The 16844-nt window shown below is 72.6% G+C and carries 14 protein-coding genes and 1 tRNA gene; 4 read left to right on the top strand and 11 right to left on the bottom strand.

Features of this window, described 5'->3' with window-relative positions:
* Window positions 1-71: 71 nt before the first annotated feature.
* The 5 genes from H9652_RS04480 to H9652_RS04460 all read right to left on the bottom strand — a co-directional run bounded on the left by H9652_RS04480 (window position 72) and on the right by H9652_RS04460 (window position 4438).
* Window positions 72-767: a GOLPH3/VPS74 family protein gene (locus H9652_RS04480; RefSeq protein ID WP_191795063.1), complete on the bottom strand. Its 696-nt coding sequence runs from the start codon at window positions 765-767 to the stop codon at window positions 72-74.
* A gap of 62 nt (window positions 768-829) precedes the next feature.
* Window positions 830-1522 (bottom strand): SIMPL domain-containing protein, encoded by a 693-nt coding sequence (locus tag H9652_RS04475; RefSeq protein ID WP_318243976.1) that lies wholly within the window; start codon window positions 1520-1522, stop codon window positions 830-832.
* Window positions 1523-1673: 151 nt separating this feature from the next.
* Window positions 1674-2657, bottom strand: coding sequence for a ribose-phosphate diphosphokinase (locus H9652_RS04470; protein WP_138823089.1), 984 nt, complete (start codon window positions 2655-2657; stop codon window positions 1674-1676).
* Complete coding sequence (glmU, locus tag H9652_RS04465) at window positions 2654-4324, bottom strand: bifunctional UDP-N-acetylglucosamine diphosphorylase/glucosamine-1-phosphate N-acetyltransferase GlmU (RefSeq protein WP_191795157.1); 1671 nt, start codon at window positions 4322-4324, stop codon at window positions 2654-2656. The genes H9652_RS04470 and glmU overlap by 4 nt, the downstream gene beginning before the upstream one ends.
* A 42-nt stretch (window positions 4325-4366) precedes the next feature.
* Window positions 4367-4438, bottom strand: a tRNA-Gln gene (locus H9652_RS04460).
* Between the two features lie 255 nt (window positions 4439-4693).
* On the opposite strand from H9652_RS04460, the gene H9652_RS04455 reads away from it, so the two are divergent.
* From H9652_RS04455 to H9652_RS04440, 4 genes are all read left to right on the top strand, one after another.
* Window positions 4694-5305, top strand: a complete 612-nt coding sequence (locus H9652_RS04455) for a TetR/AcrR family transcriptional regulator (RefSeq protein WP_191795061.1) — start codon at window positions 4694-4696, stop codon at window positions 5303-5305.
* An 86-nt stretch (window positions 5306-5391) separates the two neighbouring features.
* Window positions 5392-6375 (top strand): ABC transporter ATP-binding protein, encoded by a 984-nt coding sequence (locus H9652_RS04450; RefSeq protein ID WP_191795060.1) that lies wholly within the window; start codon window positions 5392-5394, stop codon window positions 6373-6375.
* Window positions 6372-7616, top strand: a complete 1245-nt coding sequence (locus H9652_RS04445; RefSeq protein ID WP_191795059.1) for an ABC transporter permease — start codon at window positions 6372-6374, stop codon at window positions 7614-7616. Before H9652_RS04450 ends, H9652_RS04445 begins: the two co-directional genes overlap by 4 nt.
* A gap of 71 nt (window positions 7617-7687) precedes the next feature.
* Entirely contained in the window at window positions 7688-8188 is a 501-nt protein-coding gene (locus H9652_RS04440) for a MarR family winged helix-turn-helix transcriptional regulator (protein WP_030153375.1), read from the top strand.
* A gap of 12 nt (window positions 8189-8200) precedes the next feature.
* Here the strand turns inward: H9652_RS04440 and H9652_RS04435 are convergent, their stop codons facing one another.
* The 6 genes from H9652_RS04435 to H9652_RS04410 all read right to left on the bottom strand — a co-directional run bounded on the left by H9652_RS04435 (window position 8201) and on the right by H9652_RS04410 (window position 16790).
* Window positions 8201-10084 (bottom strand): ABC-F family ATP-binding cassette domain-containing protein, encoded by a 1884-nt coding sequence (locus tag H9652_RS04435; RefSeq protein WP_191795058.1) that lies wholly within the window; start codon window positions 10082-10084, stop codon window positions 8201-8203.
* Between the two features lie 89 nt (window positions 10085-10173).
* Window positions 10174-11112 (bottom strand): 4-(cytidine 5'-diphospho)-2-C-methyl-D-erythritol kinase, encoded by a 939-nt coding sequence (locus H9652_RS04430; protein WP_191795057.1) that lies wholly within the window; start codon window positions 11110-11112, stop codon window positions 10174-10176.
* Complete coding sequence (gene rsmA / locus H9652_RS04425) at window positions 11109-12029, bottom strand: 16S rRNA (adenine(1518)-N(6)/adenine(1519)-N(6))-dimethyltransferase RsmA (RefSeq protein WP_191795056.1); 921 nt, start codon at window positions 12027-12029, stop codon at window positions 11109-11111. Before rsmA ends, H9652_RS04430 begins: the two co-directional genes overlap by 4 nt.
* Window positions 12030-12098: 69 nt before the next feature.
* Window positions 12099-13235 carry an aggregation-promoting factor C-terminal-like domain-containing protein gene (locus H9652_RS04420; RefSeq protein WP_225227713.1) on the bottom strand — a complete coding sequence of 379 codons (1137 nt, stop codon included), beginning with the start codon at window positions 13233-13235 and terminating at the stop codon, window positions 12099-12101.
* Window positions 13236-13860: 625 nt separating this feature from the next.
* Window positions 13861-15015, bottom strand: a complete 1155-nt coding sequence (locus tag H9652_RS20185; RefSeq protein ID WP_318243975.1) for a transglycosylase family protein — start codon at window positions 15013-15015, stop codon at window positions 13861-13863.
* 587 nt (window positions 15016-15602) lie between these two features.
* Window positions 15603-16790: an aggregation-promoting factor C-terminal-like domain-containing protein gene (locus H9652_RS04410; protein ID WP_191795053.1), complete on the bottom strand. Its 1188-nt coding sequence runs from the start codon at window positions 16788-16790 to the stop codon at window positions 15603-15605.
* Between the last annotated feature and the right edge of the window lie 54 nt (window positions 16791-16844).

Genomic DNA, 16844 nt, shown 5'->3' with positions numbered 1-16844 from the left:
CTACTGTACCCGGGCGCGCCTCGTCAAGGGAAACCCGCGAGTGTCGCAGCTCGTCGGCGGGACGCGCACGGTCAGGACTGCGCGCCCGCGATGACCATCGTCGTGGTGAGCGCCGCGGTCGTGGCCGCCGTGATCTCCTCGACGTAGCGTCGCGTCGCCCCCGCCGCCCAGCTCCCCTCGGCGAGCTCCTTCGCGCGGTGGTCGATCTCGCGCCGCTCGGTCGCCGAGAGCTCGGCACCGGCGGCCATGACCCGACCGGCCTGCTTCGTGGCCGCGAGCATCGCGACGAGCGCGCCCGTCCGCTCGTCGGGGGCGACGCCGTCGCGCAGGACGCGCGTGAGGGTGCGCCGCACCTCGCCCTCGTGGCGCGAGTCCGCGGCGGGCCAGCGCGTCGTCGGGAAGATGCCCAGGATGCGCCCCTCCTCGCGACGCAGCAGGCCGCGCTCGACGAGGCCGTCGAGCGCGGAGTCCGCGGGCTTGGACCGCGACAGCACCTCGACCAGGCTCTTGGGCTTGGAGCCCTCCTTCGACTTGACCGTCGCCAGCGCGTCGTCGAGCAGCGTGCTCCCGGTCGGCGACTGGTCGCGGACCACGACGCGTCCCGAGCGCCACCCCGACGTGTCGCCCGCGAGGTCGACGCGTCCCTTCAGCGCGAGCTCGACGAGCAGCGCACCGGCCGCCACCTGCTGGAGGTACGAGGCGTCACCGACGGGGCGGCCCGTGACGTCGTCCAGCACGAGCAGGAGGTAGTCCTCGATGATGAGCATGCATCCAACCTAGCGGCGCCCAGGGGTCGCAGTCCCTGAGAAATGTCACGATCCTGCGGCGATCAGTCCGCCCACGCCCAGCGCACGGTCACGCTCGCGTCGACCTGCTCGCGCCCCGGGTCGACGGCCATCGCGTCGTACGCGCCCGCCTTGGCGGACATCATGCGGGGCATCGGTGCGGCCCCGCCGCCCTGCTCGCTCACCTCGACGACGGGTCCGAGCGTGCGCCCCGCGAGCACCGCGTACTGCTCGGCCCGCGCCCGCGCGTCGGCGAACGCCTCCTCGCGTGCGGCGACCGCGAGCGGCGCGGGGTCGCTCACCGCGAAGCGCATCGAGTCGAGCCTCGCGACAGCGCCGGCAGCACCGAGCGCGGCCCGCACGAGCTCCCCCGACGACAGGACGTCGCGCACGGTGACCCGCAGCGTCAGGCGAGCGGTGACGGAGAGCGTCGCGGCGCCGTCGGGCTGCTGGGACGACTGCGTCCAGGTGGACGTCTGCGCGGTGCGCAGGTCCTCGGCCGCGACCCCGCCGGCGAGCAGCGCCTCGCGCGCCGCGCGCACCCCGGCGTTCGCGGCGTCGAGCGCCACCTGGACGTCGGCGCCGGACGCCTCGGCGCCGAGCTCGACCACCACGACGTCGGGTACCGCGGACGCGGCCCCCTGCCCGGTGGTGGTCACCCCGGCGCGCGGGTCGAGGAGGGGCTGGGTCGGCTGGGTCGGCTGGGTCGGCTGGGTCGGCTGGGTCGGCTGGGTCACAGCAGACATGCTGCCAGCCCGACGGCGCCGCCGCCCGGGTGGGACGCGCCCCGGCCGGCGCGCCTCCTCGTGCGACGGCCCGGCGACGACGGCGGCCCGCCCCTTCCGACCAGGTCGGTGGGGCGGGCCGTCGTACCGCGCGGGACGAGCCTCAGCTGTTGCCGTCGAACAGCGACGTGACCGATCCGTCGTCGAAGACCTCGCGGATCGCGCGCGCCAGGAGCGGCGCGATCGACAGGACCGTGAGCTGCGGGAAGTGCTTCTCCGCGGAGATCGGCAGGGTGTCGGTCACGACGACCTCGCTCGCACCGCACTCGGACAGGCGCTGCGCCGCCGGGTCGGACAGGACGCCGTGCGTCGCCGCGACGATGACGGACTTGGCGCCTGCCGCGAGGCAGACCTTGACGGCTTCCGCGATGGTGCCGCCCGTGTCGATCAGGTCGTCGACGAGGACGCAGTCGCGCCCTTCGACGTCACCCACGACGCGGTTCGCGACGGCCTGGTTGGGGCGCGTGATGTCGCGCGTCTTGTGGACGAACGCGAGCGGTCCGCCACCGAGCTTCGCGGCCCACTGCTCGGCGACGCGGATACGGCCCGCGTCGGGCGAGACGACCGTGACGTTCGACGTGTCGACGCGCGAGCGGACGTAGTCCGTGAGGATCGGCATGGCCCACAGGTGGTCCACGGGGCCGTCGAAGAAGCCCTGGGTCTGCGCGGCGTGCAGGTCGACGCTCATGAGACGGTCGGCGCCGGCCGTGCGGAACAGGTCCGCGATGAGACGGGCCGAGATCGGCTCGCGACCGCGGTGCTTCTTGTCCTGACGGCCGTAGCCGTAGAACGGCTGGACGACCGTGATGGTCTTGGCCGAGGCACGCTTGGCCGCGTCGACCATGAGCAGCTGCTCCATGATCCACTGGTTGATCGGCGCCGTGTGGCTCTGCAGGAGGAAGATGTCCGCGCCGCGGACGCTCTCCCCGAAACGGACGTAGATCTCGCCGTTGGCGAAGTCGTACGCGGTCGTCGGGAGCAGGTCGATGCCCAGCTCCCGCGCGACGTCCTTGGCGAGCTCGGGGTGCGCGCGCCCGGACGCGAGGACGAGGGACTTGTCCCCGTTGCCGGCGATCGTGCTGCTCATCGTGGGGAAGGCCCTTCGTTCGTGCTGCTGGTCGTGGTGCTGGATCCGTCGGGGACGGTGGGGACACCCGGGCTCGCAGGCACCGGGGTCGGTCGGGGGGCCGGGGTCGCCGCGGTGGCCTCGGCGAGCTGCGCCTGGGCCTGGGCTCCCAGCGGAGGGGGCGTGTCGTCGTCGTTCTCGTGGGCCCGCGCGGCGGCGTCGGCGGCGGCCGTGCCCGGGCGGCGGCGGGCGACCCAGCCGTCGACGTTGCGCTGCGGGGCGCCGCTCACGCCGAGCGCACCGGCCGGCACGTCGCGGCGGATCACGGAGCCTGCGGCCGTGTACGCGCCGTCGCCCACCGTGACGGGGGCGACGAACATGTTGTCCGCACCGGTCCGGGCGTGCGAGCCGATGACGGTGCGGTGCTTGGAGACGCCGTCGTAGTTGACCGTGACGCTCGCGGCACCGATGTTGGTGTGCTCGCCGATCGTCGCGTCGCCCACGTAGGACAGGTGCGGCACCTTGGAGCCGGTGCCGATCGTCGCGTTCTTGGTCTCGACGAACGTGCCGATCTTGCCCTTGGCCCCGAGGTCCGTGCCGGGGCGCAGGTAGGCGAACGGCCCGACGCTCGCTCCGTCGCCGACGACCGACAGGCTGCCGTGCGTGCGGGTCACGGTGGCGCCCACGCCGACCTCCATGTCGGTGAGCGTCGTGTCCGGGCCGATGGTCGAGCCCGCCCCGATCGTCGTCGCACCGTGGAGCTGGGTGCCGGGGAGCAGCGTCACGTCGTGCCCGAGGTCCACGTCGACGTCGACCCAGGTCGTCGCCGGGTCGATCACCGTGACCCCCTCGAGCATCCAGCGGGTGAGGATGCGGCGGTTGAGCTCGGCGCGCAGCGTCGCGAGCTGGGCACGGTCGTTCGCCCCCTCGACGAGGAGCGGGTCGGCGACCCGGAGCGCACCGACGCGCCCCCCGCCCTCGCGGGCGATCTGGAGCACGTCGGTCAGGTAGACCTCGCCCTGCGCGTTCTCCTGGGTGACCTGCTGGAGGGCGCCGCGCAGGACACCTGCGTCGAAGACGTAGACCGAGGAGTTGATCTCCCGGATCGCACGCTGCTCGTCCGTCGCGTCCTTGTGCTCGACGATGCTCAGGACTCCCCCGGCGTCGTCGCGGACGATCCGGCCGTAGCCGGTCGCGTCGTCGACCTCGGTCGTCAGGACCGTCACGGCGTTGCCGCCCGAGCGGTGCGCGTCGAGCAGATCGGCCAGCGTCGCCGCGTCCAGCAGCGGGATGTCCCCCGCGAGGACGACGACCGACCCGTCGAGACCGTCGACGGCGCCCCGCCCCTCGTGCCCGATCGGCACCCCGTGGGCGGCGGTCTCGGCCTGCGCCCGCACGTCGAGCGCCTCGAGCGCGCACTGCACGGCACGACCGGTGCCCGGTACGTCGTCCTGGTCGACCACGAGGGCCGACGGGACGACCTCGAGGGCTGCGGCCGCCACGAGGTCGCGCTCGTGCCGGACCACGACGGCGATCCGCAGCGGAGACAGGTCACGGGCCGCGACCATCGCGTGGCCGAGCAGGCTGCGTCCGGCGAGGGGATGGAGGACCTTCGGCGTCGCGGACTTCATCCGTGTCCCCGCACCAGCGGCGAGGACGATGACTGCGGCTGGCGGTGAGTCGGGCACAGCGTCGGTCACTGGGGCTTCCCATCTGGTTGGTGGCACGAGCTCCGCCCCCAGGACTCGAACCTGGACTAAAGGCACCAAAAACCCTTGTGCTGCCGATTACACCAAGGCGGAACGGACTGGACACGGCGCGCCGTCCGGGGGTGAACCCGCGGTCGCGCGCACCATCGCTCGTCCGGAGAACAGTCTGCCAGGTCTCGCGCCGTGCTCGGGGCCCGAACGGTGTCCAGACGTGGAGAAAACGTGTGAGGAGGCAGTCACTCGGGGCTCGTCCCGCGAGGCGAACCATCTCATCCCGGCCCCCCGGACGGCCCGGCACGGCATGATGGTGCCGTGCCCGCAGACTCCAGACGTCCTCCCAGATCCCGCATGACCGCGAGCCAGCGCCGTGAACAGCTCCTCACGGTGAGCCGTGTCCTGTTCGCGGAGAAGGGGTTCGAAGGGACGAGCGTCGAGGAGATCGCGGCACGCGCCGAGGTGTCCAAGCCCGTGGTGTACGAGCACTTCGGCGGCAAGGAAGGCATCTACGCGGTCATCGTGGACCGCGAGATCCAGGGCCTGACCAGCGCGCTCACCGGAGCCCTCTCGATGGGCGGCCACCCCAAGGTGCTGCTCGAGCGCACGGCCCTCGCGCTGCTGACGTACATCGAGACCTCCGAGGACGGGTTCCGGATCCTCGTGCGCGACTCCCCCGTCGCCCAGGCGACGGGGACGTTCTCCAGCCTCATCGGGGACGTCGCGACCCAGGTCGAGCACCTGCTCGCGGAACAGTTCAAACGCCGCGGCCTGGACCCTCGGGTCTCGCCCATCTACGCCCAGATGCTCGTCGGCATGGTCGCGCTGACGGGTCAGTACTGGCTCGACGTCCGCAGCCCCAAGAAGGCCGACGTCGCGGCGCACCTGGTCAACCTGGCGTGGAACGGCCTGTCCGGCATGGAGAAGAAGCCGTCGCTCACGACCAAGGACCGCGCCGCCGACTGACCGCCGGCCGGACGCCGACCCACGGGGCCTCGAACCCGTGACATTCCGCCCGTGACGGCGGCCGCGTCGCATGGTTTCGTTGACCCATGGCGACTCTCGAGATCGACAGGCTGAACAAGACGTACGGGACGGTGCGCGCGCTGCGCGACATGTCCTTCACGGTCGGCGCCGGCGAGATCTTCGGCTTCGTCGGCTCGAACGGTGCCGGCAAGACGACCACCATGCGCATCGCGCTCGGGGTGCTCGCGCCCGACTCGGGCGAGGTCCGGTGGGACGGCCGACCGCTCGACCTGGCCATGCGCCGTCGGATCGGCTACATGCCCGAGGAGCGCGGGCTCTACCCCAGGATGAAGGTCGGCGACCAGCTCGAGTACCTGGCCAGGCTGCACGGGCTGAGCACGAGCGCGGCGCGCGCCGCGACGGAGCAGTGGACCCAGGTCCTCGGGATCGACTCGCGTCGTGGCGACGAGGTCCAGAAGCTCTCGCTCGGCAACCAGCAGCGCGTCCAGCTCGCGGCCGCGCTCGTGCACGACCCGGACATCCTGGTGCTCGACGAGCCGTTCTCCGGGCTGGACCCGGTCGCGGTCGACGTCATGAGCGGCGTGCTGCGCGACCGCGCCGCCGCGGGCGTCCCCGTCGTCTTCTCGTCGCACCAGCTCGACCTGGTCGAGCGGCTGTGCGACCGCGTGGGGATCGTCAAGGCGGGCGAGATGGTCGAGGTCGGCGGGATCGAGGAGCTGCGCGCGACGCAGCGCCCCCAGTGGGTCGTCGACGCCCCGCAGGCGCCGCCCGGGTGGGCGGCCGAGCTCCCGGGCGTCCACGTCGTGCGGTACGACGGCGCCAGGACCTTCCTCGAGGTCGACTCGCCCCAGGACGGGGCCGAGCAGGTGATCCTGCGCGCGGCCCTGGCCACGGGCCCGGTACGGGAGTTCACACCGCAGCGCCCCTCCCTGACCGAGCTCTTCCGCCACGTCGTGAGCAGCGACGACGCGGCCGCCCCCGCGGCGGGCGCCGACGCGTCGGGCGACGACCCCACGCCCCCCACGACCCGTCAGGAGGTCTCGGCATGAGCGCCGACCGCCGGCCCCCGGCCCCGCCGACCAGGACGCAGCACGACTCCCCCGTCAGCACGTGGGGCGCGGTGTCCCTCGTGGCGGGACGGGAGATCTCGACCCGCATCCGCTCCAAGGCGTTCGTCTGGACCACGGTCGCCCTGCTCGTCGGTGTGGTGCTGGGCGGGTTCCTGCTGAGCCTGGTCGGCGACCAGGGCCCCGCCGCCCAGAAGGTCGGCGTCACGTCGGAGGCCGAGGCCCTCGGCCCCCAGCTCACCGCTGCGGGCTCGGCGGTCGGGACCGAGATCGAGGTCACCGAGGTCTCGGAGTCCGAGGGTCGGACCCAGGTCGCCGACGGGGACCTCGACGCACTGGTCACCGGCAGCCCCGAGTCGTTCACGGTCGTCGTGCGGGAGGAGCTGGGTACGACCCTGTCGCCCGTCTTCACGGGGCTCGCCCAGCAGGCGGCCCTGTCCGGGGCCGTCACCGACCTCGGCGGCGACCCGTCCGCCGTCGCGCAGGAGATCGCGACCGCCGCGCCCACGGTCGAGACGCTCGAACCCGCCGAGGAGCGCGACCCCGCGCAGATCGTCACCGGCATGGTCGGCGGGATCCTCATCTTCATCGCGCTCATGACCTGCGGGCAGCTCGTAGCGCAGGGCGTCGTGGAGGAGAAGACGAGCCGCGTGGTCGAGCTGCTGCTCGCGACGATCCGGCCCTGGCAGCTCATGGCGGGCAAGGTCCTGGGCATCGGCGTGATCGGCCTCATGCAGCTCGTGGTGGTCGTGGGGGGCGGCGTCGGGACGGCGTTCGCCCTGGGGCTCGTCGACGCGAGCAGCGTGAACCTCGGGGCGACCGCGGCCTGGGTGCTCGTGTGGTTCGTGATCGGCTTCGTCATGTACTCGCTGGCCCTGGCCGCGCTCGCGGCGCTCGTCTCGCGGCAGGAGGACGTGGGTTCGGTCATCACACCGGTCCTGACGCTCATGATGATCCCGTACATCATCGGGATCTCGATCGGCCCGTGGGACCCCGAGAACCCGCTCGTCGTGTGGCTGTCCTACATCCCGTTCTGCTCGCCCCTGCTCATGCCGATCCGGATCGCACTGGGCACTGTCGAGACGTGGGAGATCCTGCTCGCGGTCGGGCTCTCGCTCGCGCTCGTGCCCGTCCTGGTGTGGCTCGCGGGCAAGATCTACTCGAACGCGGTGCTGCGCACGGGCGGCCGGATCAAGCTCAAGGACGCCCTGCGTGCGAGCTGACCGGTCCCGTCCGGGGCGGGTCGACCCGTCAAGACTCTTGATGTCGAGGAATGTCGAGTAATCTCGCGTTCATGCAGCACCCGCACCCGGACGAGGTCGACCGCATCGTCGACGCCTGGCAGCGCGAGCGTCCGGACCTGGACGTCGAGCCGCTCACCGTGTTCTCCCGCGTCAGCAGGCTGGCCCGCCACCTGGACCTCGCGCGCCGCAGCGCGTTCGCGCGCGGGCACCTCGAGACCTGGGAGTTCGACGTGCTGTCCGCGCTGCGCCGGGCGGGCGAGCCGTACCGCCTGTCCCCCGGGGCGCTCATCACGCAGACGCTCGTCACGAGCGGCACCATGACCAACCGGATCGACCGCCTCGAGGCGCGCGGGCTCGTGCAGCGTCACCGCTCGCCCGACGACCGCCGCGGTGTGCTCGTCGAGCTCACGCCCGAGGGCCTCGAGCGCGTCGACGCCGCCATGAGCGACCTCCTGGCCGTCGAGCGCGAGGTCCTCGCGGCCCTCGCGCCCGCCGAGCGGCTGCAGCTCGCGAACCTGCTGCGCACCGTCGTGGGGCAGTTCGAGGCCTGACCAGCACGGCGTTCAGTCGAGCAGCTCGGCCGCTTCCATCCACTCGGCCTCGAGCGTGTCCTTCTCGTCGGCGAGCTCGCGGAGCTGCTTGTCGAGGTCGAGGATCGCGGCATGGTCGGTCGCCTGGGCCGCCATCTTGTCGTGCAGGCGCGCCTCCAGCTCCGCGATCTTGGACAGGCGTCGTTCGATGCGCCCGATCTCCTTCTTCGCGGCCCGCACGTCCGCGCCGGACGGGGCCGCCTGAGCGCCTGCGTTCCCGGTGCCGTCGGGGCTCCCCGTGCCCGACGACGTCGCACCGGCCCCGGCGCTCGTCGCACCGGTGCGTGACCCGGCGGAGGCCGCCGCGATCGCGGCCTTGCGCAGCGCGAGGTACTCCTCGACGCCGCCCGGCAGGTCACGGATCGTGCCGTCGCCCAGCAGCGCGACCTCGCGGTCGCAGACACGCTCGAGCAGGTAGCGGTCGTGCGAGACGACGACGAGCGTCCCGGGCCAGCCGTCGAGGAGGTCCTCGATGGCCGCGAGCGTGTCGGTGTCGAGGTCGTTGGTGGGCTCGTCGAGCAGCAGCACGTTGGGCTCTCCGACGAGCAGGCGCAGAAGCTGCAGGCGCCGGCGCTCACCACCCGACAGATCGCGGACCAGCGTCTGGGAGCGCTCGCGCGTGAAGCCGAGGCGCTCGACGAGCTGGGCCGCCGTGAGCTCCTTGCCGTCGACCGCTACCGTGCGCTTCTCCTGCTCGATGACCTCGACGACCCGCAGGCCGCCGATCTCGTCGAGCTCGTCGACGTCCTGGGTCAGCTCGGCGACGTGGATCGTCTTGCCGCGCTTGACCGTGCCCGCTGTGGGGGCGAGCCGCCCGGCCAGGAGCCGCAGGAGCGTCGTCTTGCCCGCGCCGTTGACCCCGACCACGCCGTAGCGGTCCCCCGGGCCGAGGCGCCAGGTGACGTCGTCGAACAGGACCTTCTCCGCCGCCTCGGTATCACCGTCACGTGCCGGCATCCGGACCGTCACGCCCTCGAGGTCCAGCACGTCCTTGCCGAGGCGGCGCGTGGCCATGCGCGTGAGCTCGAGCGAGTCACGGGGGTTCGGCTCGTCGGCGATGAGCGCGGCCGCGGCGTCGAGCCGGAACTTGGGCTTCGACGTGCGGGCCGGGGCGCCGCGACGGAGCCAGGCGAGCTCCTTGCGGAGCAGGTTGTTGCGCTTCTCGGCCGTGACGGCCGCTGTGCGGGCGCGCTCGGCGCGGGCCAGGACGTACGCCGCGTACCCGCCCTCGTACCCCTCGACCGAGCCCGATCCGTCGCCCGTGACCTCCCACATGCGCGTGCAGACCGCATCGAGGAACCAGCGGTCGTGCGTCACGACCACGAGCGCGCCGCGGGCACCGGGACGCGCGTACCGCGCCTGGAGGTGCTCGGCGAGCCACGCGACCCCCTCGACGTCGAGGTGGTTGGTGGGCTCGTCGAGGAACAGCACGTCGTGCTCCGCGACCAGCAGCGCCGCGAGCGCGACGCGGCGTCGTTGACCACCCGACAGCGTCGACGCCGGGGCCTCCAGGTCCAGGTCCTCGAGCAGGCCCGCGTGCACCGCACGGATGCCCGCGTCGCCCGCCCACGTGTGCTCGGCCGACTCCCCGTGGACCAGGTCTCGGATCGTGGTGCCCTCGGGCGACTCGTCGCGCTGGTCGAGCATCCCGATCCGCAGCCCACCCACCCGGGTGACGCGTCCGGCGTCGGGCACCGCGGTCCCCGCGAGGAGACGCAGCAGCGTGGACTTGCCGGCGCCGTTGGGGCCGACGACGCCCACGCGGTCGCCGTCGTCGAGGCCCAGGCTCACGCCGTCGAGCAGGGTGCGGGTGCCGACGACGAGGCGGATGTCGTCGGCGCCGAGGAGGTGTGCCATGAGTTCCTTCGGGAGGGGGGAGGTGCCCTAGCGAGGATACGCGTCGGCACGCGGGCGCCAGGACGTGGCGGACCCGGGGAGTGCGTGCGTCAGGAGGGCAGGACGCGGGCGCCCGCCGCCGGGCCCGTGGCGCAGTGCACCGAGTCCGCGACGCCCGCCGCCGTCCAGGAGGCCGCGATCGCGAGCGCGTGCTGCCGGCTGCGGGCGAGGGCGGCGATCGTCGGGCCCGAGCCCGAGACGATCACCCCGAGAGCCCCGACCTCGTGCGCGACCTCCAAGGTCCGGGCCAGCTCGGGCGCCAGGGCGAGCGTCGCGGCCTGCAGGTCGTTGTGCAGCGCCCGACCGAGCCCCACGGGATCCCCGGCACGCAGCGCCTGCATGAGCTCGGTGTCGTCCGACAGCTCGACGTCGGGGGTCCCGCCCACGACCTCGTCGAACGTCTGGAACACCTTGGCCGTCGACAGCCCCTCGTCGCGCACCGCGAAGGCCCAGTGGAACTCGCCACGGGACATCGCCGGGGTCAGGAGATGACCCCGTCCGGTGCCCACCGCAGTGTGCCCGACCAGGCCGAACGGCACGTCCGAGCCGAGCCCCGCCGCGAGGTCAGCCATCTCGCCCCGCGAGAGCCCGGTCTCCCACAGCAGGTCGCACGCGACGAGCGTGGCCGCCGCGTCGGCGGACCCACCGGCCATGCCGCCCGCGACGGGCACGCCCTTGCGGATGTGCAGCCGGACGTCGGGATCCACCCCGGTGTAGCGGGCGAGCGACTCCGCGGCACGCCACGCGAGGTTGGACCCGTCGACCGGGACACGCTCGGCCTGCGCCCCGGAGACCGTCAGCGAGATGCCCTCGCCGGGCGTCACCAGGGTCGCCTCGACCTCCTCGACCAGCGAGACCGCCTGGAAGATCGTGACCAGCGGGTGGTAGCCGTCCTCCTGGCACGCCCCGACCCGCAGCGACAGGTTGACCTTCCCGGGCGCCCGCACCCGCACGGCGACGGGAGGCGCAGCGGACAGGTGGGAGCTCACGCGTCCACTGTGCCAGGTCGGTCCGGGTGCTCGCCTGCGGAAGCCGCCGCCTCGGCCCGCACGAGCGGGAGCTGCTCCGCGATGCGCGCGAACTCCTCGACCGTCAGCCGCTCACCACGCGCCGTCGGGTCGACACCCGCGCGCTCGAGCGCCTCGACCGCCGCGGCCGACGACCCCGCGATCCCGGCCAGGGCCGAGCGGAGCATCTTGCGGCGCTGGGCGAAGGCCGCGTCGACGACCGCGAAGACCTCCTCGCGGGTCGCCGTCGTGCTGGGAGGCGCGCGCCGGTCGAGCGCGACGAGCGCCGAGTCCACGTTCGGCACGGGCCAGAACACGCTGCGCCCTACCGTGCCGGCCCGCGAGGCCGAGGCGTACCAGGCCGCCTTGACCGACGGCACCCCGTAGGTCCGGCTGCCGGGCGGCGCCGCGAGCCGGTCCGCGACCTCGGCCTGCACCATGACGAGGACCCGCTGCAACGAGTCGAAGCGCTCGAGGAACGTCAGGAGGACGGGTACCGCGACGTTGTACGGGAGGTTGGCGACCAGCGCAGTGGGTGCCTCGCCCGGGAGCTCGGTGACCTCGAGCGCGTCGGCGGCGACGACCGTGAGGCGGTCGGCCGCGTCCGGCTGGTGCACCGCGACGGTCGCCGCGAGCTGCTGCGCCAGCGGCGGGTCGATCTCGACGGCGACCACGCTCGCACCGACCTCGAGCAGCCCCAGGGTCAGCGACCCGAGCCCCGGGCCGACCTCGACCACGCGGTCCCCGGCCCCGATCCCGGCGGTCCGCACGATCTTGCGGACGGTCCCGCCGTCGTGCACGAAGTTCTGGCCGAGCGTCTTGGTGGGCCGCACACCCAGACGCCCTGCCAGGTCGCGGATCTGTGCCGGACCGAGCAGGGCGCTGGGGGTGTCGTTCATGCAGGGAAGCCTACCGGTTGGCCCGGTACGAACCCCTCCGTCGGGAGGGGGCACGGCGTCCGCGCGGGATCAGTACCAGTTCTTCGCCTGGGAGTGGCCCCACGCCGCGCACGGAGTGCCGTAGCTGCCCGCGATGTAGTTCAGGCCCCAGGTGATCTGGGTCGCCGGGTTGGTCCGCCAGTCGGCACCCGCCGAGGCCATCTTCGAGGCCGGCAGGGACTGCGGGATCCCGAACGCGCCCGACGACCGGTTGGTCGCCGAGGAGTTCCAGTTGCTCTCCTTGGTCCAGAGCTTGTCGAGGCACTGGAACTGGTCGCCGCCCCAGCCGCGGGCCGCGACGAGCTGGCGCCCGATCTCGCGCGCCGACCCGGCAGCTGCCGGGCCGCTCGGGCGCTCCTTGGTGCCCTGCACGACGATCTTGGCGACCGGCTCGGCCGTGACGCCGTCCGAGACGACCTCACGGGACTCCTCGACGCCGTCGACCACGGTGACGCGCTCGACGAGGGTGTGCGCGCCCTCGACACCCTCCTGGGCGACGGTCGACGCCTCGTCCTTGTAGACGTTCGCGTCCTCCTGGACCGTCGTCTCGAACGGGAGGGGGGTCACGGTGGGGACGTCCGTCACGGTGACCCGGTGGACGACGACCGAGACCGCGGGGTCGGCCGTCTCGTCGCGGGCGACCGAGACGCGGTCCTGCTCGCCGAGCACGACGCCCTGCTGCTCGAGCAGCGCGTCGATGCCGATGGAGCCGTCCGGCGCGACGACCGTCTGGCCGTCGACGACCACGTTGACGGGTCCGTTCGCGTCGAGCTTCACGCCGAGCTCGGGGCGGCCGTCTGCGGTGGAGCGGGAGGCGACCAGGCGCACGTCGGCGCCACGACCCGCGAGCGTGTCGAGCGCCTCGTCGGCGTCCAGAGCCGTGACCCACACGTCGCTCTGCTGACCATCGGTCTGCACGGTCACCTGACGCCCATAACGCACGACGACGTCAGCACCGTTCTTGAGCGCGGAATCACCCGCAGGAGCGATCAGGTCCTTGTCGGTGACCCGCACACCCTCCTCGGCCAGGAGACCCTCGACCGAACCGGCAAACGTGCTCACCGTGGTGATCTCACCATCGACGTCGAGCTCGACGGTCTTCTTCGCGGAACCGTACGCGACCGCACCGGTCGCCACGAGCGCGACAGCAGTCGCACCGGCGATCAAGGGCCAACGGCGACGCCGCACAGCAGGGGAAGTGGCGGAGGCCTCAGCCTCGACACCATCAGAAGTCGAAGGGGTGGTTGCGGAGTGACGCGCCGTGCGCTGTGCGTCCACGGTCGTGCGGAAGGGGTTCTTCACTCGAGTCCAGTCGTCGTGCTGTCCGGGCACGGGGGGCCGAGGGCGTGTCGTGGCACTGTCCCCTTCCGCGCCGTGCGCGGGGCGACGAGGTCGCTCCGGGGTCTCGACCAGCCGATCCGGCGGTCCGGGCGCCGCTTCCAGGGCTTCTTCCCGGTCGGCACCACTCGCGGCCATCACACTCTGGTGAACTCTGCACGCGAGACACTCGACCGTAACCGATCCGTTATGGATCACCAAGTCGATCTCGCAGCGTGCGGGACACGTCACAGGACGAAACGGGCCCTCGCCGGCAGACCTCGCACACTGCCCACGGGTACGGGTGGGCGGGGGTGGGGTGAGCGCCGGCACCCGGCGGGCGCAGGCGGCACACCGGTGGCCGCAGCCCTTGTCGCACCGCAGACGCGGGAGAGGGTGCGACCCGCAGCTCTCGCTGTGGATCGCACCCTCTCCGTCCGACGGCCCCAGCGGGACCGTCAGGCCGTCCTGCTGCTCAGCGCAGGCCCAGCTTCTTGGTGCACGCGGGCCACTGGCCCCAGCCCGACCGCGCCTGAAGCATCTGGGCGCGCATCGTCTGCTCCTCGGCGGACGCGTCCGACGGGAGGCCGGAGCCGCCCATGGCCCTCCAGGTGCTGGCGGAGAACTGGTACAGGCCGTAGTAGCCGTTGCCGGTGTTCGTCGCGGGGTTGCCGCCCGACTCGCACTTCGCGAGAGCGGCCCAGACGTCACCGCCGACGGTGCTCGGCGCCGCGGGAGCGGCCGCCGACCCACTCGCCTTGGGGGCCGCCGCGGCGGCCTGGGGTGCGGCCTTGGGCGCCGGAGCCGCCTTCGGGCGCTCCTTGGTGCCCTGCACGACGATCTTGGCGACCGGCTCGGCCGTGACGCCATCCGAGACGAGCACGCGGGACTCCTCGACACCGTCGACCGTCGTGACGGTCTCGACCTTGGTCGAGGCGCCCTCGACGCCCTCCTGCTTGACGACCGGGTCCTGGTCCGCGAAGCGGTTCGCGTCCTGCTCGGTGACCGTCTCGAAGGGGATCGGCGTGACGGTGGGGACGTCGCTCACGGCGACGCGCTGCACCACGAGGGAGATCGCGGGGTCCGCAGCCTCGTCGCGGGCGACCGAGACGCGGTCCTGCTCGCCGAGCACGACGCCCTGCTGGTCGAGGATCGAGTTGACGCCGATCGACCCGTCGGGGGCCGTCTTGGTCTGGCCGTCGGCCACGACGCTCACGGGCCCGTTCGCGTCGAGACGCAGCGGCAGGGCCGCACGCCCGTCGGCACCGGCGCGGGAGGCGACCAGGCGCACGTCGGCGCCACGACCCGCGAGCGTGTCGAGCGCCTCGTCGGCGTCCAGAGCCGTGACCCACACGTCGCTCTGCTGACCATCGGTCTGCACGGTCACCTGACGCCCATAACGCACGACGACGTCAGCACCGTTCTTGAGCGCGGAATCACCCGCAGGAGCGATCAGGTCCTTGTCGGTGACCCGCACACCCTCCTCGGCCAGGAGACCCTCGACCGAACCGGCAAACGTGCTCACCGTGGTGATCTCACCATCGACGTCGAGCTCGACGGTCTTCTTCGCGGAACCGTACGCGACCGCACCGGTCGCCACGAGCGCGACAGCAGTCGCACCGGCGATCAAGGGCCAACGGCGACGCCGCACAGCAGGGGAAGTGGCGGAGGCCTCAGCCTCGACACCATCAGAAGTCGAAGAAACGGGGGCAGTGGCGCTGGCCGCGTGTGCGGTCCGGTTCAGGGGGTTCTTCACTCGAGTCCAGTCGTCGAGCCTCCCGGGCACGGAGTTCGGGCGGCGCGGTGCGCCACCGACGGTCCCGGCGCTCGAAGGAGCGTCGGAGCGGGTCGCCCGAGGGCGTCCCACCGCTGGTTCCGAAAGACCGATCCGGCTGTCGTTTTCCGCCGACGGCCCGATGCTCAGGACCACAGCAGGACGCGCACCCTCCGGTCCTGGGCACCCGGCGATGAGCGGGAGACGCACCCGGCGATGAGCGGGTGAACACAGGACGGGCAGCAGCGCGCGACAGTTGACCGTAACCGATCCGTTATCCGCTGCCAACCGTGCGACCCGCATCCGGGGGCGCTTCTGTCCGCATTTCTCCACCTATGTCAGGGGCGTGATACGCGCTTCGCGGGTGAAACCTTCACAGGTCCCGGAGACGGGCGACACATCACCGTGGTCACGAGAGCCCCCGCACAGGCGTCCGAGAGGTGTCAGTACCAGCCCTTGGCCTGCGAGTGGCTCCATGCCCCGCACGGCGTGCCGTAGCGGCCCTCGATGTACCCCAGGCCCCAGGTGATCTGGGTCGCCGGGTTGGTCCGCCAGTCGGCGCCAGCGCTGGCCATCTTGGAACCGGGGAGAGCCTGCGGGATGCCGTAGGCACCGCTCGACCGGTTCTCCGCGGTCGCGTTCCACTTGCTCTCCTTCATCCAGAGCAGGTCGAGGCACGCGAACTGGTCGTCGCCCCACCCTCGCTGGGCGGCGAGGGACTTGGCGATCGCCTTGGAGGATCCCGGGTCGACCTTGATCGTCGACGGGTCGAGCGTGCCGACCACGACGACCTCGGTACGCGGCTCACGGGTGACCGTGCGCTCGAGGACGGTCCGCGAGACCTCGGCCCCTCCGACCGTCTGGATCTCGTAGGTCGTGACCGCCTCGCCGACCTTGCCGGAGGTCCTGACGTTGCGCTGCCCCTGGGGGAGATAGGGATCCTTGACCTCTTCCGTGGCGAAGGGCAGCGACTCCGTGACCGTCGCCGCCCCCTGCGCCGCACGGGTGACCAGGACGAGCATGCCGTCGACGGCCGCGGCGCCGAGCGGGACCGAGACCGCGTCCCCCTCCGACAGCACGATCCCCGCGTGGTCGAGGACACCCTGGACCGAGGCCTCCGCCGTGGTGGCCGAGACGACCCCGCCGTCGACCGCGACGTGGACGGTCTTGAGCGTCGAGACGCGGATCTGCTCCCGTCCGATCGACTGGGAGCGCGACGCCGAGGTCTTGGCACCCTCCGCGCGCGGGCCCAGAGCGCTGATGAGCTCGCCCACCGTGCTCGCGGTCGTCACGAAGGTCTGCGGCTCGCCGTCGACCTCCAGGGAGACCTCGCGGCTCGTCCGCACGACGATCGTGCCTCCGTCGCTCGCGGCGGCCGAGGCGGCGGGCTCGACGAGGTCGCTGTCCTTGACCGTGATCTTCTGGAACGCCAGCAGCTCGCCGACCGTGGAACCGTAGGCGCTCACGGTGCGGACCTCGCCGTCGAGGTCGATCGTCACGGACTTGTGGGCGAGCGCGAAGACCCCGGTCGCACCGACCACGGTCGCCAGGATCGCCGCCTGCGCGACGAGCCGCCGCCTGCCCGTCAGGGAGTCCCTGAGGGCGCCCGCGCGACCGACCACGTGATCCATCCGTTCTTCTCGCATCCCGGCCCGCGATGCACCGGGCATCACGGACATGCAGAC

Origin of the sequence: Oerskovia rustica, assembly GCF_014836555.1 — a bacterium.
In the GTDB taxonomy this organism is placed as follows: Bacteria; Actinomycetota; Actinomycetes; order Actinomycetales; family Cellulomonadaceae; genus Oerskovia; species Oerskovia rustica.
This window is presented reverse-complemented; position numbering and strand designations above follow the sequence as displayed.

Coding starts and splice junctions, on each gene's coding strand:
- H9652_RS04480 (WP_191795063.1), bottom strand. CDS start 767: ATGCTCATCATCGAGGACTACCTCCTGCTCGTGCTGGACGACGTCACG.
- H9652_RS04470 (WP_138823089.1), bottom strand. CDS start 2,657: ATGAGCAGCACGATCGCCGGCAACGGGGACAAGTCCCTCGTCCTCGCG.
- H9652_RS04455 (WP_191795061.1), top strand. CDS start 4,694: ATGACCGCGAGCCAGCGCCGTGAACAGCTCCTCACGGTGAGCCGTGTC.
- H9652_RS04450 (WP_191795060.1), top strand. CDS start 5,392: ATGGCGACTCTCGAGATCGACAGGCTGAACAAGACGTACGGGACGGTG.
- H9652_RS04445 (WP_191795059.1), top strand. CDS start 6,372: ATGAGCGCCGACCGCCGGCCCCCGGCCCCGCCGACCAGGACGCAGCAC.
- H9652_RS04440 (WP_030153375.1), top strand. CDS start 7,688: ATGCAGCACCCGCACCCGGACGAGGTCGACCGCATCGTCGACGCCTGG.
- H9652_RS04435 (WP_191795058.1), bottom strand. CDS start 10,084: ATGGCACACCTCCTCGGCGCCGACGACATCCGCCTCGTCGTCGGCACC.
- rsmA (WP_191795056.1), bottom strand. CDS start 12,029: ATGAACGACACCCCCAGCGCCCTGCTCGGTCCGGCACAGATCCGCGAC.
- H9652_RS04410 (WP_191795053.1), bottom strand. CDS start 16,790: ATGGATCACGTGGTCGGTCGCGCGGGCGCCCTCAGGGACTCCCTGACG.